Below are 25,048 nucleotides of genomic sequence, written 5' to 3'. Positions count from 1 at the left end.
ATGACAAGACTGGTAGCAATCGACTGGGGCACGAGTTCACTGCGCGGCGCACTGCTGGATGCCGGCGGCAAGGTGCTGGAAGAACGCAGCGATGCGCGCGGCATCCTCACGGTGCCCGAAGGCGGTTTCCCCGCCGTCTTCGAGACGCTGTTCGGCGACTGGATGCGCCTTGAGGGCACGCGCTGCCTGATCTCCGGCATGGCCGGCAGCAAGCAGGGCTGGGTGGAAGCGCCCTACTGCGCCTGCCCTGCGGGCCGTGTCGAAGTGGGCCGCAAGATCATCGACATCGATGCCATTCCCGGAGCCCGCATCGCGATCGTGCCGGGCCTGAGCGACGAGCACGCCGGCGTGCCCGACGTGATGCGCGGCGAAGAGGTGCAGATTTTCGGCGCGATGGAGCTCACCGGCCTGAGCGAAGGCGTCTTCGTGCTGCCCGGAACCCACAACAAATGGGCCACGGTAAAAAAGGGCCGCGTCGCGGGCTTCCGCACCTACATGACGGGCGAGTTCTATGCGCTGCTGAGCCAGCACTCGATCCTGGCGCGCACGCTCGATGCCTCGGCGCCGCTCGACGAAGCCTCGTTCCTCGAGGGCGTGACCCGCTCCGAAAACGGACACGGCCTGCTGCACAACGCCTTCGGCACGCGCACGCTCGCGCTGTTCGAGCGCATGCCGAAGGAAGAACTCGCGAGCTACCTCTCGGGCCTGCTGATCGGCGAAGAGTTGCGCACGCAGTCGCTGCAGGCGGCCGGCGAGGTGATCCTGATCGGTTCGTCTGCCCTCACCCAGCGCTACACGCTGGCCCTGCGCGCCACCGGCGTCGCCACGCGCACGCTGGGGGCCGAAGCCACCTGGGCCGGGCTGCATGCTCTGTCCGGCTTTCTCGATTCCGACAGAATTCCCGCATGAGCACCCCCACACCCCTCGACAAATTCGGCGCCGCGATGCGCGAGCTGCCACTGGTGGCGATCCTGCGCGGCCTCACGCCCGCCGAGGCAGCCGATGTCGGCGACGCCATCGTCGAGCCCGGCTTCCGGCTGCTCGAAGTGCCGCTCAATTCGCCGCAGCCGCTGGAAAGCATCGCGCTGATGCGCAAGCGCTTTCCGCAGGCGCTGGTCGGCGCCGGCACGGTGCTCGGCGCGCAGCAGGTGCGCGAGGTTCATGCGGCCGGCGGCGAGCTGATCGTTTCGCCCAACTTCAACGCCGAAGTCATCGCCGAAGCCGTGCGGCTCGGCATGGTCTGCCTGCCGGGCGTCATGACGCCGACCGAGGCCTTCGGCGCGCTCGCGGCCGGTGCCACCGGGCTCAAGCTGTTCCCGGCCGAACTGGCTTCGCCCGCCGTGGTGAAGGCGCTGCTGGCCGTGCTGCCGGCCGGCACGCCGGTGATGCCCGTGGGCGGCATCACGCCCGCGAACATGGCCGAATGGCGCGCGGCCGGCGCGGCCGGCTTCGGCATCGGCTCAGCGCTCTACAAGCCCGGCAAGCAAGCCGCGGCAGTGCGCGACGACGCGAAGAAATTCATCGCGGCCTGGACGGGCACAACCCTCGCCTGATCTACGCCCTTCCTCCGCAACAAGAAAAATGGAGAGCCCCTCGATGTCCGCCGATGCCACCTACGCCAGCCCTGCCGTCCGCAAGCTGCGCGAAGACCTCGCCCTGGCCCTGCGCGCCGCCGCCCATCACGGGCTGTCCGAAGGCGTCTGCAACCACTTCAGCGTGATGCTGCCGGGCGCGCAAGACCGCTACCTCATCAACCCGCGCGGGCTGCACTGGAGCGAGATCGGCCCCGACGATATCGTGCTGATCGACGTGCATGGCGAGGTGCTCGCCGGGCGCCATCGCGTGGAGCCCACAGCCCTCTTCATCCACGGCGCGGTGCATCGCATCACCGGTCATGCGGTCGTGCTGCACTGCCACATGCCGTACGCCACGGCGCTCACGATCACGGTCGACCGCGCGCTGGACCCGACCGCGAGCCAGAACGCGATGCGCTACATGAACCGCATCGCCATCGACGCCGAATACAACGGCCTCGCGCTCGACGACGCGGAGGGTGAACGCATCGCCCGCGCCATGGCGGGCAAGGACGTGGCCTTTCTGGCGAACCACGGCGTGATCGTGGCCGGCGGCAACATCGCCCACGCCTACGACGACCTCTACTACCTGGAGCGCGCCTGCCTGCACCAGGTGATCGCGCAGTCGACCGGGCGTCCGCTGGTGCCGGTCAACGCGAAGCTGGCCGCGCACGTGGCGGCGCAGATCCAGGGCGAGCGCGAGCAGTCGGACCTGTTCTTCGAAGCCCTGCGCCGCATGCTGCCCGCCCCGCGCGGCTGAACTTCCGGCCGATACGGCCAATGGCCTATCCGCGGGACATGTTCCGCGGTGCAAACTCCATTCACAATTGTGTCTTGGCCTTGCTACGTCCTGCGCGCAAGGCGCTTACAGCTCTTCATCCGATTTCGCTCCAGCCTTACACCAACTTCACACAAGGCCGCGAGGATGGGGCTTCCAACCACAACCGGGGGATCACATGAAACAGCTTTCTTTTGCATTCGGCGCCGCGGCCCTTCTGTCGCTGGCCACGCTCACCGTTCCGGCCCAGGCCCATGCGAGCGGAAACTTCATCCAGGCGCAGGTGTATGTCGTGCCCGCACCGCCGCCTCCGCGCCGCTACTACGCACCGCCGCCTCCGCCGCGCCACTATTACGGCCCCGGTTATCGCCGCGACGGCTACTACGACCGCCGCTGGGATGACCGCCGCCACCATGGCGGCCGCCGGGACAACGACGGTGACGGTGTACCCAACCGTTACGACCGCCGGCCCAACAATCCCTATCGCTATTGATGAAGACCCGGGCCGCTTGCCCGGGTTTTGCGTTCAGGCCGGGGAACCCGCATAGGGCGGCGTCGCGCTCGACAGGGTCTGCTTGAGCTGCCGCGAGACTTCGTCCGCCAGCACCTCGGGCTGCCCCGCCTCAATGCCCGCCAGCGCCTGGCGCGCAACGTCGTCCGGCGAAGACTTGTCGCCCTGCACGTGCGCTGCCATGTCGGTGTCCATGTAGCCCACGTGCAGGCTCGTGACCTGCGTGCCCTGCCCGGCCAGTTCGTTGCGCAGGCCGTTGCTCAGCGACCAGGCCGCCGACTTGGTTGCGCTGTAGGTCGCCACGCTCGGGAAGGTGGTCCAGCTCAGGGCCGACAGCACGTTGATCACACCTCCGCCGCCATTGGCCGCGAGCACGGGCGCGAAGGCCTGCGTCAGCGCCCAGGGGCCGAAGAAGTTGGTTTCGAATTCGGCGCGAGCTGCAGCCAGCGCATCGGGCGAGCCGAGGAAGCTGGAGCCACGCGAGATGCCCGCGTTGTTGACGAGCAGCGTGACGTCGCCGCAGGCACGCACGGCCGCTTCGATCTGCGCAGGCTGCGTCACGTCGAGAGCCACCGGCATCACGCCGGGCAAGGTGATGCTCTTGGGGTCGCGCGCCGCGCCATAGACCTTGCGTGCGCCTGCTGCCAGCGCTGCCTTCGCAAAGGCGAGACCGAGGCCGCGATTGGCGCCGGTGATGAAGACCACGGAGTCCTTGATTTTCATGATGAGTCTTTCGTTGATGGAAATCGTTGAAAACTGTTCTCAAGCCTGCGCCACGCGCCGCAGCAGCCCGCTGGTGGTGCGCGGCCAGCCCACGCGGCCGAACCAGGCGCCGCCCGCGATGGCCGATGCGATCACGATGCCGTACACCACGAGTGCCACGCCCTGCGCCGCGAACACGCCGGTGAGCCCGCCGCCCCAGCGCAGCGCCAGCCAGCCGCCCGTGCCGGCAACCGCCAGGCGCGCGATGTTGCCCAGCACCGGCCACAGCAGCCGCCCCGCGCCCTGCGACGCGAAATACAGCACCAGCCCGACACCGAAGAAGCCATACAGCGGCCCCACCACGCGCAGGTAGTGCGCGCCGGTTTCGAGCATGGCCGGGTCGTTGCCGAACAGCAGCAGCCATGGGCGCGGGAACAGCGCGGCCGCAATGCCGATGGTCTCGGTCAGCGCAAAGGCCAGCGCCGCGCCGGCCCAGGTGGCTCGCAGCGCACGCTCGCGCTGCTCGGCGCCCATGCAGGTGCCGACCATCGCCACCAGCGGCGCGCCCAGCCCGAACACCAGGGGCACCAGCAGGTATTCGAGCCGCGAGGCCGTGCCGTAGCCAGCCAGCGCGCCCGAACCGAAGTGCCCCGTCAGCGCGGTGGCGATGCCGATCGACAGGTTGGTCGCCACCGTCGACACCGCGCCCACCAGCCCGATGCGCAGGATGTCGCGGAACAGCGGCCAGCGCAGCTTGAGCGCGGCCAGCGTGGGCCGCAGCAAACTGCGCGGCGAGCGCAGGTAGACGATGAGCGCGATGGAGCCCAGCAGGTAGTACAGCAGCAGCGCCATCGCGCCGCCCGCGATGCCCATGCCCGGCAGCGGCCCGACGCCGAAGATCAGCAGCGGCGACGCCGGAATGAGGAACACCACGCCCACCACCGTCACGTTGGCCGGCACAGACATGTTGCCGGTGCCGCGGATGATGGCCGAGAGCGAGTTGAAGAGCCACACCAGCGTCGCGCCCGCGAACACCCAGTTCGAGTACGTGAGCGCCGCGTCGAGCGCGGGCCCGGTGCCGCCCATGATTCCGTACAACCAGCGCCCGCCCAGCAGCAACGCCAGCGTGAAGCACAGGCCGAAGCCCAGTGCGATGACGATGGCGTGCCACACCAGCGCGTCGGCATCGGCGCGGCGGCGTGCGCCGAGCGCACGGGCGATCGACGAAGCGATGCCGCCTCCCATCGCGCCGCTCGATGTCATCTGCATCAGCATGACGATGGGAAACACCAGTGCCATGCCCGCGAGCGCATTGGTGCCGAGCTTGCCGACGAAGTAGGTTTCGATGAGGCCGACGGAGGCCTGCGCCACCATCACCAGCACGTTGGGTGCAGCAAGGCGCAGCAGCGTGGGAACGATGGGGGCTTCGAGCAGGCGGCGCGTGCGCGGGTCGAGTTCAGTGGCGCTGTTTGGAGCGGTCATGGCGGGAACCTTGGTGCGTTCAGGCACGGGCCGCGGCGGAAGGCGTGACCGGCGAGCCGGCCTTCGCCGCCGGGCGGCGGATCATCATCACGATCAGCGCCGCCACCAGGCAGGCCGCGCCGGCCGCGTAGAGCGCCGGTGTGTAGGTCAGCAGCAGCGTGCGAGCAAAGCCGGCGCCGTAGGCAGCCGTGGCGGCGCCCAGCTGGTGCGCGGCAAAGACCCAGCCGAACACCAGGCCCACCTTGGCGGGGCCGAAGGCGGCGCCCGCGAGCTTGACGGTCGGCGGCACGGTAGCGATCCAGTCGAGGCCGTAGAACATCGCGAAGATGCCCAGGCCGTAGATGGTGAATTCCGAATGCGGCAGCCAGAACAGCGACAGCCCGCGCAGGCCGTAGTACCAGAACAGCAGCTTGCGGTTGTCATAGCGGTCCGACAGCCAGCCCGAGAGGATGGTGCCGACGAAGTCGAAGGCGCCCATCATCGCGAGCACCGAGGCAGCGGGCACCGCGCCCATGCCGTTGTCGCCGCACAGCGAGATGAAGTGCGTCTGCACGAGTCCGTTGGTGCTCAGGCCGCAGATGAAGAAGGTGCCGGCCAGGATCCAGAAGGTGCGGTTGGTCGACACCTCCTTCAGCACGCGGAACGGCGTGGCGAAGTTCATCGCGGGCGCGGCGGCGGCAGGCGCTGCCGGCTGCGTGCCGGGCAGTTCACCGTAAGGCAGCAGGCCGATGTCCGAAGGCCGGTTGCGCATGAGGCACAGCGCCAGCACGCCGATGAGGATGCTGCCGATCACGATCGGCACGATGGCCGAGCGCCAGCCCCAGTGTTCGATCATCCAGGCCGCGAACGGCAGGAAGGCCAGCTGCCCGGTCGCAGAACTGGCCGTGAGCATGCCGATCACCAGCCCGCGCCGCGCGACGAACCACCGGTTGGCCACCACCGCGCCGAGCACCAGCGCCGTCATGCCGGTGCCCAGGCCCAGCATCAGGCTCCACAGCACGAACAGCTGCCACAGCTGCGAGGCCATGGTGACCAGCGCCATGCCCATGCCGACGAGCGCCAGGCCGGTGCAAATTACCGCGCGCAGGCCGTAGCGTTCCATCAGCACCGCGGCGAACGGCCCCATGAGGCCGAACAACGCGAAGCGCAGCGCGAGCGCCGAGGAGATCTGCTCGGTGCTCCAGCCGAACTCCTTGCCCAGCGGCTGCAGCATGGCGCCCGGCAAGCCCAGCGCGGCCGACATGGTCAGCATGGTCAGGAAGGTGATGGCGGCGACGATCCATCCGTAGTGGATGCCGCGGCGCTGGAGCCATGCGGAAACGGGGGTGGCGAACATGGGACCTCTGCTGTTGGAATGAGATGTGGAGGAGAAGAAAAAAGCGGAAGCCGCGCGCGACGGAACGCGTAATGGGATGGGGTCGGGAAAGCGGTTGAAGGCGGGTCAGTCGTCGCCGTCGGGCACGTCTTCGGCGCCCAGCAGTTCCATCGACTCGTCGATCAGCAGGTGCAGCGCCAGCACGCGCTCCACACCCAGCAGCGCATTGAGCTTTTGCTGCGCGGTCTTCCAGTGGGCCAGCGCCTCGCGCCGTTTTTCTTCGCCCTCGGGCGTCACATGCACCAGCCGGCTGCGCGCATCGGCACCGGCGGTCTGCGCGACCAGGCCCGCGACGATCAGCGGCTGCAGGTTGCGGCTCAGGGTCGAGGCGGTCATCTTGAGCTCGCCCGCCAGGTCGACCGGCCGCGAAGGGCCGAGCCGCGCGAGGTTCGACAGCAGCGAGTACTGCGTGGTCTTCAAGCCGCTCTTCGACACCTCGGCGTCGTAGAACTGCGAAAGACGGCGCGAAAGCTGGCGCACCTTGAAGCTGGTGCAGCCGCGTGGCTTGGTGGGGGTGTCCATGGGATATTATTGTATGTGCAACTATTGCATATGCAACTATCACCCTCCGCCAAAGCCCCCAGAAGGAACACAGGCATGACACAAAACCCCAACCAGCTCGAAGCCTGGATCGCCGAAGAACGCCGCATCGCCGAGCGCCTTGACGCCGGCCCAGGCCCCGGCCTCGCCCGCCCCGAACAGATCGCGGGCAAGACCGGCCTCGAAGTGATGCAGGCGATGCTGAACGGCGACATTCCCTACGCAGCCATCGCCAAGACGCTGGACTTCACGATCCTCGAAGTGCGCCAGGGCGTGGCCATCTTCCAAGGCACGCCGCTGCCGCAGCACCTGAACCCGCTGGGCACCATCCACGGCGGCTGGGTCGCGACGATGCTCGACTCGGCCCTGGGCTGCTCAGTGCACACGATGATGCCGCCCGGGCGCGCCTACACCACCGCCGAGCTGAGCGTGAACTACGTGAAGGGCCTCACGCCCAAGGTGCAGCGCGTGCGCGCCGAAGGAAAGGTGATTCATTGCGGCAAGCAGCTCGCCACCGCCGAGGCTCGCCTCTACGGGCCCGACGGCACGCTGTTCGCGCACGCCACGACCACCTGCCTGGTGTTCGAGGTGCTGCCAGCACGCTGAGCCCCTGCGCCCGGATTGCCATCGGGTTGGGCGGGAGGGCGTCAGCAGGAGGAAGCGGACGCCATCACATGCTGCTGAGCAGCGCAGGCACCGCACTTTGCAACGAGGCAGTAGGCCTTCGACCTGTAAGTCCAAAGGCGTCGCAATTCACGCCTCCAGTGATAATTATTCTCATCCGAGACCTGCAACAGGCCTCGGTGCTTTCCAGAACACCCGCCCCCGGAGGATCCTCATGACCGAACGCTCAAGCGTCCAAGGCCGCGCCGTGCGCGCATTGTTCGCCACCAGCGCCGCCTGGCTTGCCGTCGCCGCCCTGCCCGCGCAGGCTGCCGCAGCCGACGAACTCACGCTCTACACGACGCGCGAGCCCGCGCTGATCCAGCCGCTGATCTCGGCCTTCAGTGCGCAGAGCAACATCAAGGTCAACACCGTGTTCGTGAAAGACGGCCTGCTGGAGCGCGTCAAGGCCGAAGGCGCACGCTCGCCGGCCGACGTGCTGATGACGGTGGACATCGGCAACCTCATGGACCTGGTCGACGGCGGCGTGACGCAGCCGGTGAAATCGGCCGCGCTCGAATCGGCCATTCCGGCCAACCTGCGCGGCGCCGACGGCCAGTGGTTCTCGCTCTCGCTGCGCGCGCGTGTGCTGTATGCCGACAAGAGCCTGCCCCTCACGAGCTTCCGCTACGAGGACCTGGCCAACCCGAAGTACAAGGGCAAGGTCTGCATCCGCGCCGGCCAGCACCCCTACAACACCGCGCTGGTCGCCTCGCTGATCGCGCACGACGGCGAAGCCAAGGCCGAGCAGTGGCTGCGCGGCGTCAAGGCCAACCTGGCACGCAAGGCCACGGGCGGCGACCGCGACGTGGCGCGCGACATCCTCGGTGGCATCTGCGACGTGGGCCTGGCCAACTCGTACTACGTCGGCCAGATGAAGAGCGCCAAGGAAGGCACTGACGCGCGCAAGTGGGGCGACGCCATCAAGGTCGTGCGCCCGACCTTCGCCAATGCAAAAAGCGGCGGCACACACGTCAACATCAGCGGCGCGGCCGTGGCAAAGAACGCGCCGCAGCGCGCCAACGCGGTCAAGCTGCTCGAGTTCCTGGTGTCGGAACCGGCGCAGTCGCTGTACGCGCAGACCAACTATGAATACCCGGTGCGCAAGGGAGTGGCACTCGACCCGATCATCGGCCAGACCATCGGCGAGCTGAAGGTCGATCCGCTGCCGCTGACCGAGATCGCGAAGTACCGCAAGCAGGCCAGCGCCCTGGTGGACAAGGTCGGCTTCGACCAGTGACATGGATGGCCGGGCACGCCTTGCCGGCGACTGAATGCTGACCACGCGGCGCCAGCCGCCGGGCCTGCGCGCCGCGGGCCCGGCGTGGCGCTGCGCGTCGTTCCTGATCGCCATCGGCGTGCTCGCGCCGGTGCTCACGCTGGCTTGGCTCGCGTTCGGTTCGGGCGTCAGCCACTGGGGCCCGCTGTTCGCACATGTACTACCGCAGGCGGCGCTCAACACGGCCTTGCTGCTTACGGGGGTGGGCGCACTGGTGCTGGTGATCGGCACCGGCTGCGCGTGGCTGGTAACGGCGCACGACTTTCCAGGGCGCGGCGTGCTGCACTGGGCGCTGCTGCTGCCACTGGCCATGCCGACCTACATCGTCGCCTTCGCGTACCTCGACCTGCTGCACCCCATCGGCCCTCTGCAGGGCGCGATCCGCTGGGTGCTCGGCTTCGACAGCCCGCGCCAGTTCCGCCTGCCCGACCTGCGCTCGATGCCTGGTGCCATCTTCGTGCTGGGCTTCGTGCTCTATCCGTACGTCTACATGACGGCGCGCGCGATGTTCATGACGCAACCGGCGCACCTGATGGAAGCGGCGCGCATGCTCGGCGAAAGCCGGCGCGGCGCGTTCTTTCGCGTGGCGCTGCCGCTGGCGCGACCGGCGCTGGCCGTGGGGCTCAGCCTGGCGCTGCTCGAAACGCTCAACGACATCGGCGCTTCTGAATTCCTGGGCGTGAACACGTTGACGGTGGCGGTCTACACCACGTGGATCACGCGCTCCGACCTGGCCGGAGCAGCGCAGATTGCGTGCGCGATGCTGTTCGTGGTGGTGGCGCTGGTCTGGCTCGAACGCAATGGCCGGCAGCACCAGCGCTTCGGCTCGGCACAGCGCATGCGCGCGGTGCAGCCACGGCGCCTGCATGGCGGCGCGGCCTGGGCTGCGACTGTGACGGCAGCGACGCCCGTGCTGATCGGCTTCGTGGCCCCTGCGCTCTACCTCGTCTGGGAAAGCGCCAAGCGGCTGCAACAGGGCGGTGGCGTTTCCCGGGGTCTGATCGCGAGCCTCGGCAACACGCTGGCGCTGGCTTCGGGCGTCACCGTGGTCGCGGTGGCGGCGGGGCTGGTCGTCGCCTGGGCTTCGCGCAGCCAAGGCTCAAGCCTCAACCGTGCGCGCTGGCAGGCGCGTGTAGCAACTCTGGGCTATGCCGTGCCGGGCACGGTGCTGGCCATCGGGCTGCTCACGCCTGCGCTGGCTTTCGATGCCGCTCTGGCCACCGCGCTCGGCTGGCAGGGCCTGCCGCTGATGGGCGCCGGCGTCGTGCTGGTCGTGGCCTGCGCGATCCGCTTTCTAGCGATGCCCGTGGGCGGCATCGAGGCCGGCCTCGCGCGCATTCCCCCCGCCATCGAGCAGGCCTCGCGCCTGCTCGGCGAAACCACCGCCGGCACGCTGCGCCGCGTGCACCTGCCGCTGCTGCGCCCCGCCATGGCTGCAGCCGCGCTGCTGGTGTTCGTCGATGCAATGAAGGAGCTGCCGGCCACGCTGCTGCTGCGGCCCGCCAACTTCGACACCCTCGCCACCTGGCTCTATGCCGAGGCCGCGCGCGGCACGTATGAAGAAGGCGCAATTGCCGCGCTCGCGATCGTGCTGGCCGGCCTGCTGCCCGTCGTGCTGCTTGCGCGCAACCAGCTGGGCACGTCCTCGCTCACACCCGGCCCCGACAAGACATGAGTTCCCCCCTGCACATCGATGCGATCCAGCTCGCCTACGACACGCCGCGCGGCCTGCACACGGTCGTCGATGGCTTCTCGCTGGCATTGAACGCGGGCGACATCGGCTGCCTGTTCGGCCCCTCGGGCTGCGGCAAGACGACGGTGCTGCGCGCCATCGCCGGCTTCGAGCCCGTGCGCGCCGGCACCGTCCGACTCGGCGACGCGCTGCTGTCGTCCGCGCAGAAGCACCTGCCGCCCGAGCAGCGGCGCGTGGGCATGATGTTCCAGGAGTACGCGCTGTTTCCACATCTGTCGGCCGCGAAGAACGTGGCGTTCGGGCTGCGTCGCCTGGACCGTGCGGCGCAGCAATCGCGCGTCGCGGAAATGCTTGCGCTGGTCGGCCTGGCCGACGCGGGCGAACGCTACCCTCACGAACTCTCCGGCGGCCAGCAGCAACGCATTGCGCTGGCCCGCGCGCTCGCGCCCTCGCCCGCGCTGCTGCTGCTCGACGAGCCCTTCTCCAACCTCGACGGCGGCACGCGCGAGCGACTGACGGCAGAAGTGCGCGGCATCCTGAAGCAGGCCGGCCAGACCGCGATTCTCGTTACGCACAACGAGGCCGAGGCGCACGCCATGGCCGACCGCATCGGCGTGATGCACGGCGGGCGCATCACGCACTGGCTCGACACGGCGGCCTAGCACACAGGGGCCTTTTCTCGAATGGGCTTATCGGGAAAAGGTTGTTCGGGATCGCAAGAATCGCGGCGTTCCAGACACATCCTTCCCAAAGAACGGAAAGCCCCATGACGCGACAAGCCCTCACCCTCGTCAGCCACCTGCTGTGCCCGTACGTGCAGCGCGCCGCGATTGCGCTGAATGAAAAAGACGTGCCCTTCGAGCGCGTCGTGATCGACCTCGCCAACAAGCCCCAGTGGTTCCTCGACATCTCGCCGCTCGGCAAGGTGCCGCTGCTGAAGGTGCAGCGCCCCGATGGCAGCGAGGCCGTGCTGTTCGAAAGCAACGTGATCTGCGAGTACCTCGAAGAAACGCAGCCCGGCGCGCGCCTGCACCCCGAAGACCCGCTCACCCGCGCCGAGCACCGCGCCTGGATGGAGTTCGGCTCGGCCATCCTCGCCGACCTCTGGGGCTACGAGACCACGCAGGACGCAGCCGTGTTCGAGCAGAAGCGCCTCGCGCTCATCGCCAAGTTCGGGCGCGTCGAGGCTGCGCTGGGCGAAGGCCCCTACTTCGCAGGCCGCAGCTTCAGCCTCGTCGATGCGGTCTTCGCGCCGGTGTTCCGCTACTTCGAAGTATTCGACGCAATCAGCGACTCGCACGTCTTCGATGCCCTGCCCAAGGTCGATGCCTGGCGCAAGGCGCTGGCCGCCCGTCCCAGCGTGCGCAACGCCGTGGTGCCTGAGTACCCGCAGCACCTGATGGAATTCCTGCAGCGCCACCAGGCCCACCTGCTGACCCTGGCAGCTTGATCGCCGCGCCGGGAGGCAGACAATAGCGGCCTCCCTTTCCGATCTATCCCATAACTACACGGCACCACGAGATGCGACTCCTTCACACCATGCTGCGCGTTGGCAACCTCCAGCGCTCCATCGACTTCTACACCAAGGTGCTCGGTATGAACCTGCTGCGCACGTCCGAAAACCCCGAGTACAAATACAGCCTCGCCTTCATCGGCTACGGCAAGGGCAACCCCGACCAGGCCGAGATCGAGCTCACCTACAACTGGGGCACCGAAAGCTACGAACTCGGCTCCGCCTACGGCCACATCGCACTGGGCGTACCCGATGCATACGCGGCCTGCGAGAAGATCAAGGCCGCGGGCGGCAACGTGACGCGCGAGGCGGGGCCGGTCAAGGGTGGCACCACGGTGATCGCGTTCGTCACGGACCCTGATGGCTACAAGATCGAGCTCATCCAGCGCGACGAAGGCGCCGCTGGCGGCGGCCTGCGCTGAACCTCGGCGGGGCAGCCCATGGCAAGCACGAAGAAGCAGGCCACGACAACCCGCCATGTCGCGCTGCTGCGCGGCGTGAACGTCAACGGCATCACGATCAAGAGCGCCGATCTGAAGGCGCTCTTCGTCGAACTGGGCTTCGGCGCGGTGCGCACCGTGCTCGCCAGCGGCAACGTGCTGTTCGACACCAGCGAGAGCGGCGCCGCGGCGCTGCGCACGCGCATCGAGCAGGCCTTGCGCAAGCGATTCGGCTACGACGCATGGATCGTGCTGCTCACGCAGAAGACCGTGGCCGAGATGGCGGCGGGCTACCCCTTCGAGCGCATCGACGAAGAACGCCATCCCTACATCGTGTTCGGCTCCGACGCCGCGATGCTCGATGAAATCGTGGAGAAGGCCGGCACCGTCGATGCCGACGTTGAACAGCTGAAGCGCGGCAAGGGCGTGCTGTACTGGCAATGCCCGCGCGGCGAGAGCCTCGATACGCCGGTGGCCAAGCTGCTCGCCAAGGCCCGCTACAAGTCGAGCACTACCACGCGCAACCTGCGTACAGTGGAGAAGCTGCTCACCGACTGATCAGCAGCCCAGCAGGTCCGCCAGCTCATTGATGTCGCGCGCATGCAGGTTGTTGTCCACCTGCGGCGACACATCCTTCGGCCTGGCGCGGCCGAATTCATGCGGGCGCTCGATGTAGGCCGTCTTCAGGCCGCACGTGCGCGCGGCGGCCAGGTCGTCGTGGTGCGCGGCGGCCAGCATCACCTGCCCGGGCGTCGCATCGAACACGCCCGCCACGCCGAGGTAGGTGCGCGGATCGGGCTTGTAGGCCTTGAACACCTCGGCCGACAGCACGCAGTCCCAGGGCAGGCCGGCGCGCTTGGCCATTTCGGTGAGCAGGCCGATGTTGCCGTTCGACAGCGTGCAGATGGTGAACTTCTTCTTGAGCCGCGTGAGCCCGGCCACCGAATCGGGCCAGGCTGGCAGTCGATGCCAGGCGCGGCTCAGGTCGCGCTTGGCGGCGGTGTCGAGGCGGTCGGCCAGGCTGAAGTCGTGCAGCACCTGTTCGAGCATGCTCAGGTGCAGTTCGTCGAGCAGCGTGAAGCCGCCCTCGCCCGCGGCGATGCGCTCCATCACCGCCTTCATCGCGGGCTGGTAGCCGGCGCGCCATGCCAGCGCAAAGGCCGCGCCGTCCACGCCCGGCAGTGCGCTCTCGGCCTCGGCGGCAATGCCGCTGTGCCAGTCGACCACCGTGCCGAAAACGTCGAACGCGATGACCTTGAGGTCGCTCGCGTCGAAATCAGCGCCGCTCATGGCGATGCTCAGCGCGGCAGCTGGCTCGCGGCGCGTGCCAGTTGCTCGATGCGCGCCCAGTCGCCATCGCGGATCGCGTCGGTCGGCACGATCCACGAACCGCCCACGCAGGCCACGTTCGAAAGCGCAAGAAACTCGGCCGCGTTGCCCGCATGGATGCCGCCCGTCGGGCAGAAGGTGACGTCGCCGAACGGCCCCTGCCAGGCCTTGAGCATGGGCAGGCCGCCGGCCTGCAGCGCGGGGAAGAACTTCAGCTGCGTGTAGCCGTCTTCCTGCGCGATCATGATTTCGCTGCCGGTGGCCACGCCGGGCAGCAGCGGCAGGCCGAGGTCGTGGCAGGCCTTGCCGACCGCGCGCGTGTAGCCCGGGCTCACGCCGAACTTGGCACCGGCCAGCGCCGAGGCTTGCGCATCGGCCGCGCTGCGGATGGTGCCGGCGCCGGCCACGGCTTCGGGCACGTCCTTGGCGATGGCCTCGATGCACTGCAGCGCCTGCGGCGTGCGCAGCGTGACTTCGAGCATGCGGATGCCGCCGGCCACCAGCGCGCGCGCGAGGGGCACGGCGTCTTTCACGTCGTTCAGCACGATGACCGGGATGACCGGGGCGTCGCGCATCACGTCCAGCGCGGTGAGTTTTTCGTTCATAGCCATGAGCAGGCTCCTTCTTCTGCGGTCAATGCATTGCGGCGCATGCCGGCGAACAGTTCGCGGCCGAGGCCGTGTCCGTCGGCGATGCGCTGCGCTTCGGGTTGCGTTGCGGTCTCGCGCGCTGCCCATTCGTCGTCGGGCAGCAACACGGCGAGCGTACCCGCGACGGAGTCGAGGCGGATCAGGTCGCCGTCGCGCACCTTGGCGAGCGGGCCGCCCGCTGCCGCTTCGGGCGAGACGTGGATCGCGGCCGGAATCTTGCCCGACGCGCCGCTCATGCGGCCATCGGTGACCAGCGCCACGCGGAACCCCTTGCCCTGCAGCACCGACAGCGGCGGCGTGAGCTTGTGCAGCTCGGGCATGCCGTTGGCCTGCGGGCCCTGCCAGCGCACCACGCAGACCACGTCGCGCTCGAGTTCCCCGGCCGTGAATGCCTTCTGCAGCGCCGCCTGCGAGTCGAACACGCGCGCAGGGGCTTCGATGACGTGGCGGTCGTCGGGCACCGAGGACACCTTGATGACGCTGCGCCCGAGGTTGCCACTCAGCAGCTTCAGGCCGCCAGTGGCGCTGAACGGGCTCGCGACCGTGCGCGTGACGGCTTCGTTCTTCAGGGGCGCGGCGGGGGTCCATTGCAGGCGGTGCTCGCCCGCATCGCCTGCCAGCGCCGGAATGTTCGCGAATTCACGGATGCCGCCCGAGCGCACCGTCAGCACGTCGGCATGCATGAGGCCGGCATCGACCAGTTCGCCGATCACGAAGCCGGGGCCGCCCGAGGCCTGGAACTCGTTCACGTCGGCGCTGCCGTTGGGGTACACGCGGCTCAGCAGCGGCACCACGTCGGAGAGCTTGGAGAAGTCGTCCCAGTCGATCAGGATGCCGGCGGCGCGCGCCACGGCCACCCAGTGGATCAGGTGGTTGGTGGAGCCGCCCGTGGCGAGCAGGGCGACCATGGCGTTGACGATGCAGCGCTCGTCGACCATCTCGCCGATGGGCGGGCAATTGAATGCTGCCTCGCCCGCCTTGCCCAGCACCGTGCGCACGGCCTCGCGCGTGAGCGTTTCGCGCATCGCGTCGCCGGGCTGGATGAAGGCCGTGCCGGGCACGTGCAGGCCCATGGCTTCGAGCAGCATCTGGTTGCTGTTGGCGGTGCCGTAGAAGGTGCAGGTGCCCACCGTGTGATAGGCGGCCATCTCGGCATCGAGCAGGCCCTGGCGGCCCACAAGGCCCTGCGCCGCCTGTTCGCGCACCTTCGACTTGGCGCCGTTCGACAGGCCCGAGGGCATCGGGCCGGCTGGCACGAACACGGTCGGCAAGTGGCCGAAGTGCAGCGCGCCGATCAGGAGGCCAGGCACGATCTTGTCGCACACGCCGAGCAGCAGTGCCGCATCGAACATGTCGTGCGTGAGCGCGACCGCGGTGCTCATGGCGATCAGGTCGCGGCTGAACAGGCTCAGCTCCATGCCGGGCGTGCCTTGCGTGACGCCGTCGCACATGGCGGGTACGCCGCCGGCCACCTGCGCGGTGGCGCCGAGGCGGCGAGCCTCCTGCTTGATGATGTCCGGGTAGCCTTGGTACGGCGCGTGGGCCGAGAGCATGTCGTTGTAGGCGGTGACGATGCCGATGTTGGGCGCGCGCTCGGTCACCACGCGGAACTTGTCGTTGGCCGGGATGCCGGCCACGGCGTGCGCCACATTGGCGCAGCCCATGCGGTCGGAGCCGCGGTCGCGGGCGCGGATTTCGGCAAGGCGGGTGAGGTAGGCGCCGCGCAGCCCCTGGCTGCGCTCGCGGATGCGATCGGTAACGTCGCGGACGGTGGGGTTTGTGCTGCTGCTCATGGGGGTACGTGGCTCTTGCTGCATGTCGCCAGGGCGACTGTGGGCCTGGAGGCCCATGGTAACAAGCCGGGCGCGAAAGCCCGATGAAATCCGGGCGCCAGGCAATACGAATTTACCCATTCGCGCCTTGCAGGGAGGCGCACGCAAAAAAGCCCGGCGTTACCGGGCTTCTTCTCTGATCTGGCAATCGGAGCGCGTGGCGCTCAGTCGACCAGCTTCACCTCGACGCGGCGCGCCTCGGCGTTGTTGCCAGTGCCGGCCGTCACGGCGGGCTTCTGCAGGTCGACCTTGGCCGCCGGAACGCCCAGGCCCACGAGCACGTCGCGCACCATCTCGGCGCGCTTCTTCGCGAGCTGTTCGTTGATGGCGGCGTCGCCGGTGGTGTCGTGGAAGCCCGAGATCACCGCCTTGCGGCCGCTTTCGACGCCCTTGATGACCGCGGCCAGTGCTTCGGCGGCGCCCGGTGCGAGATCAGCGCTGCCGGTCGCGAAGTAGAAGCTCACCACGCCGTCGACCACGCGGACGCTGGCGCCGTCGGGAATCGTGACCGTCACCGTCTCGGTGACTTCGGCCACCTTGGGTGCCGCACTGGGGGCCGGCGCCGAGATCGTCACTGCCGCAGCGGGCTTGGCGGCCGCCGGGTTGTGCCCCTTGTGCCAGAGCACGATGCCCACCACGAAGAAGATCACCAGGGCGATCAGCGCCATGACGAATCCGATGATGAAATTCTGCTGGCTGTCGTCGTCGCTCATTGCGGGTCTTGCTCCGTAGGAAAGAGGTCGGTAAATAATGGTGCGGTGAACCATGATCAGGAAATTGTAGGCGTCGGCCCTGACACCCCCATGTCGGACCCTGCGCCGAACCCCGGTCCGCCGGGACTCGACCCCATGCCCAAGCCCCTGCGCGACCCGCAGCCGATGCTCGAGCGCGCCATCGCCGACTGGGGCGGGCATGAGGACCTCTGGCTCTTCGGCTACGGCTCGCTGATATGGCGGCCCGAGTTCGGTTTTACCGAGCGCCGGCCGGCCTGGGTGCACGGCTGGCACCGCGCGCTGAAGATGTGGAGCCGCGTGAACCGCGGCAGCGTGCAGACGCCGGGCCTCGTGTTCGGGCTGCTCTCGGGCGGCAGCTGCCGCGGCATGGTGTTCCGCGTGCCGAAGGCCGAGGGCCTCGAAACCCTGCGCCGGCTCTGGCTGCGCGAGATGCCGACCGGCGTGTACGACCCCAGGTGGCTGCGATGCGGCACGGCCGAGGGCCATGTGCGCGCGCTGGCGTTCACGCTCTCGCGGCGCAGCCCCAACTTCACGGGCGAGCTCAGCGACGAGCGCTACCGCCACATCTTCGCCCACGCGGTGGGCCGCTACGGCAGCTCGCTGGACTACGCGCAGCAGACGCTGCTGGAGCTGCAGCGACATTCGATCCACGACGCCGCGCTGGCACGGCTGGTGGCGCTGGCCGCGGCGAAGGAACAGGAGCAGCGCCAGTCAGGGAACGCTGCTGATTGCGATGCACCGCAGGCTCCGGTATATGTTCCGGGGTCTCCAGACAAATCCGAATCCTCCCAACCTTCCGGACCCTCCAAGGAAAACACATGAACCAACGTCGTCTCATCGCCACCGGCGCCGCCCTCCTCGCCTCGGCCCTCCTGGCCGCCTGCGGCAGCATGGGCGGCAAGCCGAGCACGGCCGTCGAACTGGTGCCGACCGCCGCGATCACGCCCAATCCGACGCGCGGCACGGTGACCTTCACCGCCCTCGAGCACGGCGTGCGCGTGTCGGGCGAGGTGCGCGGCCTGGTGCCAGGCAGCGAGCACGGCTTCCACATCCACGAAAAGGGCGACTGCGGCGACAACGGCAATGCCTCGGGCGGCCACTTCAACCCGACCGGCGGCACGCACGGCAAGTTCGCCGCGCCAGGCAGCCATGCCGGCGAACTGCCGAGCCTGCGCGCCGACGCCAACGGCATGGCACGCTTCAGCGTGGAAGACCACGCGATCTCGCTGACCCCGGGCGCTGCCAACAGCGTAGTCGGCCGTGCGCTGGTGGTGCACCGCGACCCCGACGATTTCACGACGCAGCCGGCAGGCAACTCGGGTCCGCGCATCGCCTGCGCCGTGATCGCAAAGCCCTGAGATCGAATAGAAAAGGCTAGGCGTTCACGCGCGCCAGCCACAGCGCCTCGGCCTGCGCCAGCGCCTCGGGCGTGTCGATGTCGGTGACCACGCCGACATCGTCCACCGCCAGGTCGGCAACCGAATCGATGGCGCGCATCGACCGCAGGATGGACGATGCACCGAGGCCTCCCTCCAAGGTAGCGAGCTGCGCGCCGCACCCGGCGGCAAAGCCCACTGGATGCCCACGCTCGCCCCGGTACTGCGGCTGCACGGCATTCACCCGGCCGCCAAGGGCGGCTGCAACCGCCTGCAGCGTCGCGGGCAGCACCAGCGGCAGGTCGCCCGGCAGGATCAGCCAGCCCTGCGCGTCGGACGTGGCGCGCACGGCAGCCGCGATCGAGTCGCCCATGCCGGGGTGCCCCGCGTCTTCCACATGCCACGGCAGGCCGCTGGCGCGCACCGCGTCGAGCGTGCGCTCGAGCACCGGCTTGCCGGCGAGCAGCGCCTTCAGCTTCGATCCCGTGCCGCCGGCCGCAATGAAGCGCTCGCCGCGGCCCGAGGCCAGCACGATCACTACCGGGGAATTCGCCTTCTGTGTCGCCATGGGCCGAGTATGTGCGCAACAATCCCGGCATGACTTCCCCTCTCTCCAATGACGCACTGGCGGCACTGCGCAAGAGCTACGAGCGCGCAGAGCTCGGCGAGGCCCACAGCGCCGGCGATCCGCTGAAGCAGTTCGAGCGCTGGCTCACCGAAGCCATCGACGCGCAGGTGCCCGAGCCCAACGCGATGACGCTGTGCACCGTGGGCAGCGACCTGCGGCCGTCGAGCCGCATCGTTCTCATCAAGGGCTACGACGCGCGCGGCATCGTCTGGTACACCAACTACGAAAGCCGCAAGGGCCGCGAGCTGTCGGGCAATCCGTATGCGTCGCTGCAGTTCCACTGGGTCGAGCTGGAGCGCGTGGTGCGCATCGAGGGCCGCGTCGAGAAGGCGGGCGCCGAAGAGAGCGACGCCTACTTCGCAAGCCGCCCGCTCGACTCGCGCATCGGCGCCTGGGCCAGCCCGCAGAGCGAAGTGATCAGCGGACGCGACGTGCTGGTGAAGAACGCAGCCGTGTTCGCCGCCAAGCACCTGCTCTCGCCGCCGCGCCCGCCGCACTGGGGCGGCTATCGGCTGGTGCCCGACCGCTGGGAATTCTGGCAAGGCCGCAAGAGCCGGCTGCATGACCGGCTGCGCTACCGGCTCGAAGGCAGCGACTGGGTGCGCGAGCGCCTCGCCCCCTGAGCCGCGTCGTCAGGCCTCGCAGCCGACCACCTTGAATTCGACGCGCCGGTCCAGCGCGTCGCTCGCATCGTCGGCCCCCGTTCCGACGATGTTCTCGCGAAAGCCCATGCCCGATTCGCGCAGCTTCTTCGACAGCGGCGGCGCCTCGCCCACCAGCCGGGCCTTCACGCTCACCGCGCGCTGCAGCGACAGCCGCTCGTTCACCGCCTCCGAGCCCGTGCGGCTCGTGTGGCCCGTGACCACCACGCACGAATCGATCTGCGCCGCCTGCCGCGCGATCTGGCGCAGCCACATCGGATAGGCGGTGCTGATCTTCGGATCGGAGAGGAAATCGGTCGAGCCCGGCTTGAACAGGAACTTCACGCTCAGGTTGTTGGTTTCGAGCCCCAGGCGCGCGATGGTGCCGAAGGTCTTCTCGGCATCGGCAGTGCGGCCGAGCTGCGATTGCGTGAGGTACAGCCCGCTGTAGATGCGCAGCTGCTGGCCGTCGGGCCGTTTCGACGCGGCCTCGTAGCGGCTCAGCGCCTCGCTCATGCGGCCGGCCTCGTAGGCAGCGGTGGCTTCCTGCAGCACGGTCGAGGTCGGCAGGCGCTCCAGGTACAGCGCGTCGGCGGCCTGGCCGGGTTGGGTTTCGGCGGTGCGGATGTAGCCCTCCACGCCGCGGTCCTTGCCGTTCACCGGACTGTCGCGGAAGAAGGCGGTGGGCCGCGTGTCGAGCGTGGCATCGCTGATGCGCGTGACCGACTGCGCGATCACCACGCCGCTCTTGATCTCGGTCAGCGCAAGGTTCAGCCGGTACGGCCCGCCAGAGGCGTCCTTGTCGCGCACCAGCGTGCCGTTCAGCACGTACTGTGCGTTGCCGATTTCGCTGGCGTTGAACGGCGTGACGGTGAACTGCTTGAACTGCGCCTGCATGCGCTGGACGATGCGCTGTTCCGCCACGCGCGTCACCTCGGTCTGCTGGCCGCTCGCGCCTTCGAGCAGCGGGTCGATCACGATGCGGCGCTGCGTGAGCGTCGACTCCACCTTGGCCAGGAAGGCCGGCAGCTTCTGCGTCTGCACCATCAGGTCGTCCACTGCCTGGTTCACGGCCTGGTCGAAAGGCATGGCGTTGCCGGGCGCGGGGCGGTGCGCGCAGGCGGCGGCAAGCACGGCGGCAGCGCACAGCGCGAACACGCGCAGTGCCACGCGGACTCGTTGGGTGGTGGTCGTCATCAGCATTGGCTCCTCAATGTCTTCATGTCCTGGTCCGACAGCGGCTCGCCGACGGCGGCGCGCATGTTGATTTCGCTGCAGCGCTTCGATGGCGCGGCGCGCGGCGCGGCGGCTTCGCGTTGCACTGGCGGCGGTGGCGGTGCGGCCGGCTGCGCGCGCGTCCTGATCACCGGCTTCGGCTTCGACGGCGCCTCGTCCGTCTTTTCAGACTTCTCGGCGGGCGACGGCTCGGCCGGCTCGCGCGGCACGTTCGCCGACAGGCACGGCGTGCGGCACGGCTTGGCCGCGCCAGCGGGCTCCGCGGCCTGCGCGGGACGGCCGTGCAGCGCGATCACCGTCGCGACCACCGCCATAGCAAGAAGGGGCGAAGAGCGCGCCGGGTGAATCATCAGCCGGCAAATGTAGGGTGCCGGCGGCCCCGCGCCATCTCGCCAAACGGCCACCCTGCCAAACGGCATAGGCACGCGGCGAAGCGCTCTAAGGCGAAAGTCCGCTCAACGCCAAGGAGAAGAGACCGAAGGACTCAGGGCAGCCACTGCACACACATCATCACGAGCGTGAGCGTGACGAGCCCCAGCACCGTCGACACAGCGACGCTGGCCGTCACCAGGTCTTCGGACGTGCGGTAGCGCTGCGAGAACAGGAACACGTTGGCGCCAATGGGCAGCGCCGCTGCCACAACCATCACCGTGAGCGGAATGCCGCGCACGCCCAGCAGCCAGCCGATGACGGCCACCAGCAGCGGATGCAGCAGGTTCTTCACAAGCGCCTGAACCAGCGCGCCGCGCCAGTGCCGGCCGATGGGCGTGAGCGCGAGCGTGATGCCCACCATCACCAGCGCGATCGGCCCGAAAGCCTGGCCCAGCAGCTGGATCGGCTTGTCGATGACCTCGGGCATGACCAGCCCGGTCTGCGCGAACAACAGGCCCGCGATGATCGGCATCGGCACGGGGTGAATGATGGCGTTGCGCAGCGCGCGCATCACGGTGCGCGCCATCGACGGCCGCTTGTCTGCGCCAGCGGCGCCAGCCTGCTCGCGCGCGACGGCCAGCTCCAGCACCACCGTGGCGCTCGTCAGCAGCACCAGCGAATGCAGCGAAATCAGCGTGAGCAGCACCACCATGCCCTCCTCGCCGTATGCGAGGCCGATCAGCGCGATGCCGATCATCACGGTGTTGCTGTAGGTGTTGGCCAGCGCGAGCACGGCCGCCGTGCGGTTGAACCCGCGCAGCGCCAGCGTGCCCGCGAACAGCAGGCCCGAGGCGATGAAGTACGCCGCCACGGGCTTGAGGCTCAACTGCTCGACGTGCACCGTGCTCATGGCGCGGAACAGCAGCGCAGGCGCGAGCAGCAGGAAGATGAGGTGTGACAGGTCTTTCACCGCATTGCCGCCGATCCAGCGGCGCTTGCCTGCCAGATAGCCGACAGCAATGAGCAGGACGACGGGGAGGAGCGAGGAGATGACGATGGAATTCACTTGGCGAGGATAGCCGAGGGACTCTTTCGTCCTCGCCGCCGCCCTCCTTCCCCAACGCCCTTAGAACGTCACACGCAGGCCGACCTTCAGCGTCCGCCCCGGCAACGGCGCGTTCGGATACACCGTCGTCGTCAGGATCGAGGTCGCGCTGTAGGCAAGCTTGTTCGTGATGTTGTCCATGCGCGCATACCAGGTGAGGTTGGCGCGCTGCACCTTCATGCGGTAGGTGATGGCCGCATTCCACAGCGTGTATGCATCGGTTTCGCGCGCACCCACCGACGGAATGCGGTGCTGCGCCGCGTTGTAGTCGAAGCCGAAGCGCGCGCCCCACGGGCCGTTGGCATAGGCCAGCGTTGCGCCCAGGCGCAGCGGCGCGATGCGCGGCAGCGGCTCGCCGGTGTCGAGGTTCTTCGCGCGCACGATGTCGCCGCGCCACTCGAGGTCGAGCGTGCCCGCGTCGCCCATGCGCGCGAAGCCGTCGGTGCCCAGCAGGCGCAAGTTGCCGTTGGCCTCGATACCGGTGAAGCGCGCGCGCACGCCGCTGTAGACGTACTCGGCCAGCGTGTCGGTGGCGCCGGGCTCGGCCACGTTGCCCTCTTCATCGAGGTTGCGCCCCGATGCCGTCAGGCCGATGTAGTTGCTGAAGCGCGTGACATACGCGTTCACGCGGGCCGTGTTGGGGCCCGACTTCCATTGCGCGCCCAGGTCGAGGCCGGTGGACTTTTCCTTCTTCAGGTTCGGGTCACCCACCTCCCATGCGGCCGTTGCCACGTGGGGGCCGTTGGCCAGCAGCTCGTAGTCTTTCGGCGCACGCTCGGTGTAGGCGAGGTTCGAAGTCAGCTGCCACTGCGGCGCGAGATTGACCAGCGCACCGAAGGCCGCACTGTGCGGATTGAAGGTGCGCTCTCCGACGGCAAAGCGCGTGACCGTCGGATCGTCCGGGTAGCCCAGCGAGCGGATGCGGACCTGCTCGGTGCGCGCACCGAAACTCAGGCGGCCCCATGAAGTGCCGTATTCCTCGTACATGAACAGCGCGTTGGAGCGCGTGCGGCTGTGCGGCGCAAAGGCCTCCTCGCCGTCGGCAGCGAAGCGGTTGGTTTCGCTGCTGAAGCCGACCAGGCCTTCGAAGTTGCCGATCTTCTGATGGCGCGCCTCGATGCGCAGGTCGTTGCTCATGTTCGAGAACGTGGTGCCGGCTTCGCCGCCCTCGAACTCGGTGTGGCGGTAGTCGGTGTGGCTCAGCTTCGCGTGGATGCTGCTGATGAAGCCGCCCGGGCGCCACTCGCCTTCGATCGCATAGCGGTCGGACTTCATGCCGATGGTCACGTCGTCTTCAGCCACGGTGCCGTACTTGCTGCGGTAGGTGCTGACCGAGGCGCCGATGTAGCCCTGGTCGAAGAACATCGTGCCGCCGACGGCGCCGCCGTGCGCCTCGTTGGCTGAGTTGCAGATCTTGCGCGCAGTCCACGGCGAGCCGGGCTTGCTGCATTCGAGGGTGATCGGCACCGACACGTCTTTCGAGTCGCGGTTGAAGGCGTCGACGTGGATCGCCAGGCGGTCGTTGCCGCCTTCGAGCACCACGCCGCCGTTCTTTTCCTTGTTGCCGGTGGAGTAACCCAGGTCGGCGCGGCCGCCGAAGCCGTTGATCGGTTCCGTCGGAATGCGGTTGTCGATCACGTTGACCACGCCGCCGACGGCGCTGCCGCCGTACTGCAGCGCCGACGGGCCGCGCAGCACTTCGATGCGGTCGGTCACAAGTGCATCGACCGGCACGGCGTGGTCGTAGCTCAGCGCCGAGGCGTCGGGCGCGCCGCCGCCGTTCTGCAGGATGCGGATGCGGTCGCCGTCCTGGCCGCGAATGATCGGGCGGCTGGCGTTGGGGCCGAAGTAGCTGCTGCTCACGCCGGGCACGTTGTCGAGCGTTTCGCCGAGCGTCGATTGGGAGCGCAGCAGCAGCTTGTCGCCCGACAGGGTGGTGGTCGGCGCGATCAGGTCGCTTGCGCCGAGCGGGTTGCCGGTGACGGTGACTTCGCGCAGGCTGGTGGCGTCGGCGGGTTGGGCCTGCGCCTGGGCCAGGCTTGCGAAAGAGGCAAGCGAAAGAACGGCAACGCCGATGGCGTTGCGAGGGAAATTGGGAGTCATGAATGGACACTCGTTGAAATCAAGGGACGACCGGCCGCCACCCACGCCAAGCGGGTGCGGCAGTCGGAACACATCGGAAATTCAGCGAGTGGAAGGCGGACCGCGTGCGTCGAACAGCACGATCCAGCGGGCGACGGCTTCGCCCTGCAGATACGCGAAGGTGGCCGACGGCAGCACCATCGGCAGCACCACCAGCGGCACGCCGGGCGCGCTGAAGCCGTGCGACAGCCGGTCGTACAGCCGGCACTCGGCGTCGGTCTTGTCGCCGAACAACGCATGCAGCCAGGTGTGCCGCTGCGCCGAGGCGTGCGCGCCCGAAGCCACGGTAGTGGCAGCGGTCGCGCGCTCGGCGGACAGGGCCCAGGCGCGATCGCCCGGCACGTGCAGCGTGGCATGCACGAGGCCGAGCGTCGACGTCACCCACACTGCGACGAGCAGCATGAAGGCGACTGTGCGCGAGAGCCTCGTGTGCGTCATCTGCGTGCGACCTCC

General features: G+C 68.6%; 28 protein-coding genes. 15 read left to right on the top strand and 13 right to left on the bottom strand.

All coding sequences use genetic code 11. The features are described 5' to 3' along the window. The 4 genes from ACN9MV_RS10425 to ACN9MV_RS10410 all read left to right on the top strand — a co-directional run bounded on the left by ACN9MV_RS10425 (position 1) and on the right by ACN9MV_RS10410 (position 2,845). Positions 1 to 909, top strand: coding sequence for a 2-dehydro-3-deoxygalactonokinase (locus ACN9MV_RS10425; protein WP_093177893.1), 909 nt, complete (start codon positions 1 to 3; stop codon positions 907 to 909). Beyond that, positions 906 to 1,553 (top strand): 2-dehydro-3-deoxy-6-phosphogalactonate aldolase, encoded by a 648-nt coding sequence (locus ACN9MV_RS10420; protein ID WP_093177894.1) that lies wholly within the window; start codon positions 906 to 908, stop codon positions 1,551 to 1,553. Before ACN9MV_RS10425 ends, ACN9MV_RS10420 begins: the two co-directional genes overlap by 4 nt. A 43-nt stretch (positions 1,554 to 1,596) precedes the next feature. Then, complete coding sequence (locus ACN9MV_RS10415; RefSeq protein ID WP_426392082.1) at positions 1,597 to 2,334, top strand: aldolase; 738 nt, start codon at positions 1,597 to 1,599, stop codon at positions 2,332 to 2,334. A 196-nt stretch (positions 2,335 to 2,530) separates the two neighbouring features. Beyond that, positions 2,531 to 2,845: a hypothetical protein gene (locus ACN9MV_RS10410; protein ID WP_093078816.1), complete on the top strand. Its 315-nt coding sequence runs from the start codon at positions 2,531 to 2,533 to the stop codon at positions 2,843 to 2,845. 33 nt (positions 2,846 to 2,878) lie between these two features. Here the strand turns inward: ACN9MV_RS10410 and ACN9MV_RS10405 are convergent, their stop codons facing one another. From ACN9MV_RS10405 to ACN9MV_RS10390, 4 genes are all read right to left on the bottom strand, one after another. Further along, entirely contained in the window at positions 2,879 to 3,586 is a 708-nt protein-coding gene (locus ACN9MV_RS10405) for an SDR family oxidoreductase (RefSeq protein WP_354337615.1), read from the bottom strand. 39 nt (positions 3,587 to 3,625) lie between these two features. Beyond that, positions 3,626 to 5,047: an MATE family efflux transporter gene (locus tag ACN9MV_RS10400; RefSeq protein ID WP_426392079.1), complete on the bottom strand. Its 1,422-nt coding sequence runs from the start codon at positions 5,045 to 5,047 to the stop codon at positions 3,626 to 3,628. A 19-nt stretch (positions 5,048 to 5,066) separates the two neighbouring features. Then, positions 5,067 to 6,383, bottom strand: coding sequence for an MFS transporter (locus ACN9MV_RS10395; RefSeq protein WP_093058265.1), 1,317 nt, complete (start codon positions 6,381 to 6,383; stop codon positions 5,067 to 5,069). A gap of 105 nt (positions 6,384 to 6,488) precedes the next feature. Continuing rightward, positions 6,489 to 6,944 carry a MarR family winged helix-turn-helix transcriptional regulator gene (locus ACN9MV_RS10390; RefSeq protein WP_093058264.1) on the bottom strand — a complete coding sequence of 152 codons (456 nt, stop codon included), beginning with the start codon at positions 6,942 to 6,944 and terminating at the stop codon, positions 6,489 to 6,491. A gap of 75 nt (positions 6,945 to 7,019) precedes the next feature. Between ACN9MV_RS10390 and ACN9MV_RS10385 the strand changes: the two genes are divergently transcribed. The 7 genes from ACN9MV_RS10385 to ACN9MV_RS10355 all read left to right on the top strand — a co-directional run bounded on the left by ACN9MV_RS10385 (position 7,020) and on the right by ACN9MV_RS10355 (position 13,108). Continuing rightward, positions 7,020 to 7,568, top strand: a complete 549-nt coding sequence (locus ACN9MV_RS10385; protein ID WP_426392077.1) for a PaaI family thioesterase — start codon at positions 7,020 to 7,022, stop codon at positions 7,566 to 7,568. Positions 7,569 to 7,800: 232 nt separating this feature from the next. Next, complete coding sequence (locus ACN9MV_RS10380; protein ID WP_426392075.1) at positions 7,801 to 8,865, top strand: Fe(3+) ABC transporter substrate-binding protein; 1,065 nt, start codon at positions 7,801 to 7,803, stop codon at positions 8,863 to 8,865. 34 nt (positions 8,866 to 8,899) lie between these two features. Further along, positions 8,900 to 10,579, top strand: coding sequence for an ABC transporter permease (locus tag ACN9MV_RS10375; protein WP_426392073.1), 1,680 nt, complete (start codon positions 8,900 to 8,902; stop codon positions 10,577 to 10,579). Continuing rightward, positions 10,576 to 11,259: an ABC transporter ATP-binding protein gene (locus ACN9MV_RS10370; protein ID WP_426392071.1), complete on the top strand. Its 684-nt coding sequence runs from the start codon at positions 10,576 to 10,578 to the stop codon at positions 11,257 to 11,259. The genes ACN9MV_RS10375 and ACN9MV_RS10370 overlap by 4 nt, the downstream gene beginning before the upstream one ends. 104 nt (positions 11,260 to 11,363) lie before the next feature. Then, on the top strand, positions 11,364 to 12,047 hold the full coding sequence (locus tag ACN9MV_RS10365; protein WP_093058259.1) for a glutathione S-transferase family protein: 684 nt from the start codon (positions 11,364 to 11,366) through the stop codon (positions 12,045 to 12,047). Positions 12,048 to 12,118: 71 nt separating this feature from the next. After that, the gene (gene gloA, locus ACN9MV_RS10360) at positions 12,119 to 12,532 is read left to right on the top strand and encodes a lactoylglutathione lyase (protein WP_093058258.1); all 414 of its coding nucleotides are present in this window, start codon (positions 12,119 to 12,121) and stop codon (positions 12,530 to 12,532) included. Between the two features lie 18 nt (positions 12,533 to 12,550). Next, a complete protein-coding gene (locus ACN9MV_RS10355) occupies positions 12,551 to 13,108 on the top strand; it encodes a DUF1697 domain-containing protein (RefSeq protein WP_426392070.1) in 558 nt (185 codons plus the stop codon). On the opposite strand, the gene ACN9MV_RS10350 is transcribed toward ACN9MV_RS10355, so the two are convergent. The 4 genes from ACN9MV_RS10350 to ACN9MV_RS10335 form a co-directional block, all read right to left on the bottom strand. Then, complete coding sequence (locus ACN9MV_RS10350) at positions 13,109 to 13,840, bottom strand: haloacid dehalogenase type II (RefSeq protein WP_093078830.1); 732 nt, start codon at positions 13,838 to 13,840, stop codon at positions 13,109 to 13,111. An 8-nt stretch (positions 13,841 to 13,848) separates the two neighbouring features. After that, the gene (eda, locus tag ACN9MV_RS10345; protein WP_426392068.1) at positions 13,849 to 14,490 is read right to left on the bottom strand and encodes a bifunctional 4-hydroxy-2-oxoglutarate aldolase/2-dehydro-3-deoxy-phosphogluconate aldolase; all 642 of its coding nucleotides are present in this window, start codon (positions 14,488 to 14,490) and stop codon (positions 13,849 to 13,851) included. Beyond that, positions 14,481 to 16,322 carry a phosphogluconate dehydratase gene (gene edd, locus ACN9MV_RS10340; protein ID WP_426392066.1) on the bottom strand — a complete coding sequence of 614 codons (1,842 nt, stop codon included), beginning with the start codon at positions 16,320 to 16,322 and terminating at the stop codon, positions 14,481 to 14,483. The genes eda and edd overlap by 10 nt, the downstream gene beginning before the upstream one ends. 203 nt (positions 16,323 to 16,525) lie before the next feature. Further along, complete coding sequence (locus ACN9MV_RS10335; RefSeq protein ID WP_093078833.1) at positions 16,526 to 17,074, bottom strand: OmpA family protein; 549 nt, start codon at positions 17,072 to 17,074, stop codon at positions 16,526 to 16,528. Between the two features lie 135 nt (positions 17,075 to 17,209). Between ACN9MV_RS10335 and ACN9MV_RS10330 the strand changes: the two genes are divergently transcribed. Next, positions 17,210 to 17,917, top strand: coding sequence for a gamma-glutamylcyclotransferase (locus ACN9MV_RS10330; protein ID WP_426392065.1), 708 nt, complete (start codon positions 17,210 to 17,212; stop codon positions 17,915 to 17,917). Further along, positions 17,914 to 18,453 (top strand): superoxide dismutase family protein, encoded by a 540-nt coding sequence (locus ACN9MV_RS10325; protein ID WP_093058251.1) that lies wholly within the window; start codon positions 17,914 to 17,916, stop codon positions 18,451 to 18,453. Before ACN9MV_RS10330 ends, ACN9MV_RS10325 begins: the two co-directional genes overlap by 4 nt. Before the next feature lie 16 nt (positions 18,454 to 18,469). Here ACN9MV_RS10325 and ACN9MV_RS10320 read toward each other — a convergent pair whose 3' ends face one another. After that, a complete protein-coding gene (locus ACN9MV_RS10320) occupies positions 18,470 to 19,039 on the bottom strand; it encodes a nucleotidyltransferase family protein (protein ID WP_426392063.1) in 570 nt (189 codons plus the stop codon). 29 nt (positions 19,040 to 19,068) lie between these two features. On the opposite strand from ACN9MV_RS10320, the gene pdxH reads away from it, so the two are divergent. After that, positions 19,069 to 19,722 carry a pyridoxamine 5'-phosphate oxidase gene (gene pdxH / locus ACN9MV_RS10315; RefSeq protein WP_097200856.1) on the top strand — a complete coding sequence of 218 codons (654 nt, stop codon included), beginning with the start codon at positions 19,069 to 19,071 and terminating at the stop codon, positions 19,720 to 19,722. A gap of 9 nt (positions 19,723 to 19,731) precedes the next feature. Here pdxH and ACN9MV_RS10310 read toward each other — a convergent pair whose 3' ends face one another. Beyond that, a complete protein-coding gene (locus ACN9MV_RS10310) occupies positions 19,732 to 20,943 on the bottom strand; it encodes an OmpA family protein (protein WP_093058249.1) in 1,212 nt (403 codons plus the stop codon). Positions 20,944 to 20,961: 18 nt separating this feature from the next. Here ACN9MV_RS10310 and ACN9MV_RS10305 point away from each other — a divergent pair, with 18 nt between their 5' ends. Beyond that, complete coding sequence (locus ACN9MV_RS10305) at positions 20,962 to 21,321, top strand: hypothetical protein (protein ID WP_354337627.1); 360 nt, start codon at positions 20,962 to 20,964, stop codon at positions 21,319 to 21,321. A gap of 139 nt (positions 21,322 to 21,460) precedes the next feature. Here the strand turns inward: ACN9MV_RS10305 and ACN9MV_RS10300 are convergent, their stop codons facing one another. From ACN9MV_RS10300 to ACN9MV_RS10290, 3 genes are all read right to left on the bottom strand, one after another. Next, positions 21,461 to 22,414 (bottom strand): AEC family transporter, encoded by a 954-nt coding sequence (locus tag ACN9MV_RS10300; protein WP_093058248.1) that lies wholly within the window; start codon positions 22,412 to 22,414, stop codon positions 21,461 to 21,463. A gap of 60 nt (positions 22,415 to 22,474) precedes the next feature. Continuing rightward, positions 22,475 to 24,556: a TonB-dependent receptor gene (locus ACN9MV_RS10295; RefSeq protein WP_426392060.1), complete on the bottom strand. Its 2,082-nt coding sequence runs from the start codon at positions 24,554 to 24,556 to the stop codon at positions 22,475 to 22,477. Positions 24,557 to 24,637: 81 nt separating this feature from the next. Then, complete coding sequence (locus ACN9MV_RS10290) at positions 24,638 to 25,033, bottom strand: hypothetical protein (RefSeq protein ID WP_426392059.1); 396 nt, start codon at positions 25,031 to 25,033, stop codon at positions 24,638 to 24,640. Positions 25,034 to 25,048 lie beyond the last annotated feature (15 nt).

The sequence above is a fragment of the Variovorax sp. R-27 genome, assembly GCF_049913215.1.
GTDB lineage: Bacteria > Pseudomonadota > Gammaproteobacteria > Burkholderiales > Burkholderiaceae_C > Variovorax.
The sequence above is the reverse complement of the archived record's forward strand: the minus strand, read 5'-3'. Positions and strand labels throughout refer to the sequence as shown.

Bases quoted from the DNA above. Each gene is read 5' to 3' on its own strand.
- ACN9MV_RS10425 (WP_093177893.1), top strand. From the start codon at position 1: ATGACAAGACTGGTAGCAATCGACTGGGGCACGAGTTCACTGCGCGGC.
- ACN9MV_RS10420 (WP_093177894.1), top strand. From the start codon at position 906: ATGAGCACCCCCACACCCCTCGACAAATTCGGCGCCGCGATGCGCGAG.
- ACN9MV_RS10415 (WP_426392082.1), top strand. From the start codon at position 1,597: ATGTCCGCCGATGCCACCTACGCCAGCCCTGCCGTCCGCAAGCTGCGC.
- ACN9MV_RS10410 (WP_093078816.1), top strand. From the start codon at position 2,531: ATGAAACAGCTTTCTTTTGCATTCGGCGCCGCGGCCCTTCTGTCGCTG.
- ACN9MV_RS10405 (WP_354337615.1), bottom strand. From the start codon at position 3,586: ATGAAAATCAAGGACTCCGTGGTCTTCATCACCGGCGCCAATCGCGGC.
- ACN9MV_RS10400 (WP_426392079.1), bottom strand. From the start codon at position 5,047: ATGACCGCTCCAAACAGCGCCACTGAACTCGACCCGCGCACGCGCCGC.
- ACN9MV_RS10395 (WP_093058265.1), bottom strand. From the start codon at position 6,383: ATGTTCGCCACCCCCGTTTCCGCATGGCTCCAGCGCCGCGGCATCCAC.
- ACN9MV_RS10390 (WP_093058264.1), bottom strand. From the start codon at position 6,944: ATGGACACCCCCACCAAGCCACGCGGCTGCACCAGCTTCAAGGTGCGC.
- ACN9MV_RS10385 (WP_426392077.1), top strand. From the start codon at position 7,020: ATGACACAAAACCCCAACCAGCTCGAAGCCTGGATCGCCGAAGAACGC.
- ACN9MV_RS10380 (WP_426392075.1), top strand. From the start codon at position 7,801: ATGACCGAACGCTCAAGCGTCCAAGGCCGCGCCGTGCGCGCATTGTTC.
- ACN9MV_RS10375 (WP_426392073.1), top strand. From the start codon at position 8,900: ATGCTGACCACGCGGCGCCAGCCGCCGGGCCTGCGCGCCGCGGGCCCG.
- ACN9MV_RS10370 (WP_426392071.1), top strand. From the start codon at position 10,576: ATGAGTTCCCCCCTGCACATCGATGCGATCCAGCTCGCCTACGACACG.
- ACN9MV_RS10365 (WP_093058259.1), top strand. From the start codon at position 11,364: ATGACGCGACAAGCCCTCACCCTCGTCAGCCACCTGCTGTGCCCGTAC.
- gloA (WP_093058258.1), top strand. From the start codon at position 12,119: ATGCGACTCCTTCACACCATGCTGCGCGTTGGCAACCTCCAGCGCTCC.
- ACN9MV_RS10355 (WP_426392070.1), top strand. From the start codon at position 12,551: ATGGCAAGCACGAAGAAGCAGGCCACGACAACCCGCCATGTCGCGCTG.
- ACN9MV_RS10350 (WP_093078830.1), bottom strand. From the start codon at position 13,840: ATGAGCGGCGCTGATTTCGACGCGAGCGACCTCAAGGTCATCGCGTTC.
- eda (WP_426392068.1), bottom strand. From the start codon at position 14,490: ATGGCTATGAACGAAAAACTCACCGCGCTGGACGTGATGCGCGACGCC.
- edd (WP_426392066.1), bottom strand. From the start codon at position 16,322: ATGAGCAGCAGCACAAACCCCACCGTCCGCGACGTTACCGATCGCATC.
- ACN9MV_RS10335 (WP_093078833.1), bottom strand. From the start codon at position 17,074: ATGAGCGACGACGACAGCCAGCAGAATTTCATCATCGGATTCGTCATG.
- ACN9MV_RS10330 (WP_426392065.1), top strand. From the start codon at position 17,210: ATGCCCAAGCCCCTGCGCGACCCGCAGCCGATGCTCGAGCGCGCCATC.
- ACN9MV_RS10325 (WP_093058251.1), top strand. From the start codon at position 17,914: ATGAACCAACGTCGTCTCATCGCCACCGGCGCCGCCCTCCTCGCCTCG.
- ACN9MV_RS10320 (WP_426392063.1), bottom strand. From the start codon at position 19,039: ATGGCGACACAGAAGGCGAATTCCCCGGTAGTGATCGTGCTGGCCTCG.
- pdxH (WP_097200856.1), top strand. From the start codon at position 19,069: ATGACTTCCCCTCTCTCCAATGACGCACTGGCGGCACTGCGCAAGAGC.
- ACN9MV_RS10310 (WP_093058249.1), bottom strand. From the start codon at position 20,943: ATGCTGATGACGACCACCACCCAACGAGTCCGCGTGGCACTGCGCGTG.
- ACN9MV_RS10305 (WP_354337627.1), top strand. From the start codon at position 20,962: ATGTCCTGGTCCGACAGCGGCTCGCCGACGGCGGCGCGCATGTTGATT.
- ACN9MV_RS10295 (WP_426392060.1), bottom strand. From the start codon at position 24,556: ATGACTCCCAATTTCCCTCGCAACGCCATCGGCGTTGCCGTTCTTTCG.
- ACN9MV_RS10290 (WP_426392059.1), bottom strand. From the start codon at position 25,033: ATGACGCACACGAGGCTCTCGCGCACAGTCGCCTTCATGCTGCTCGTC.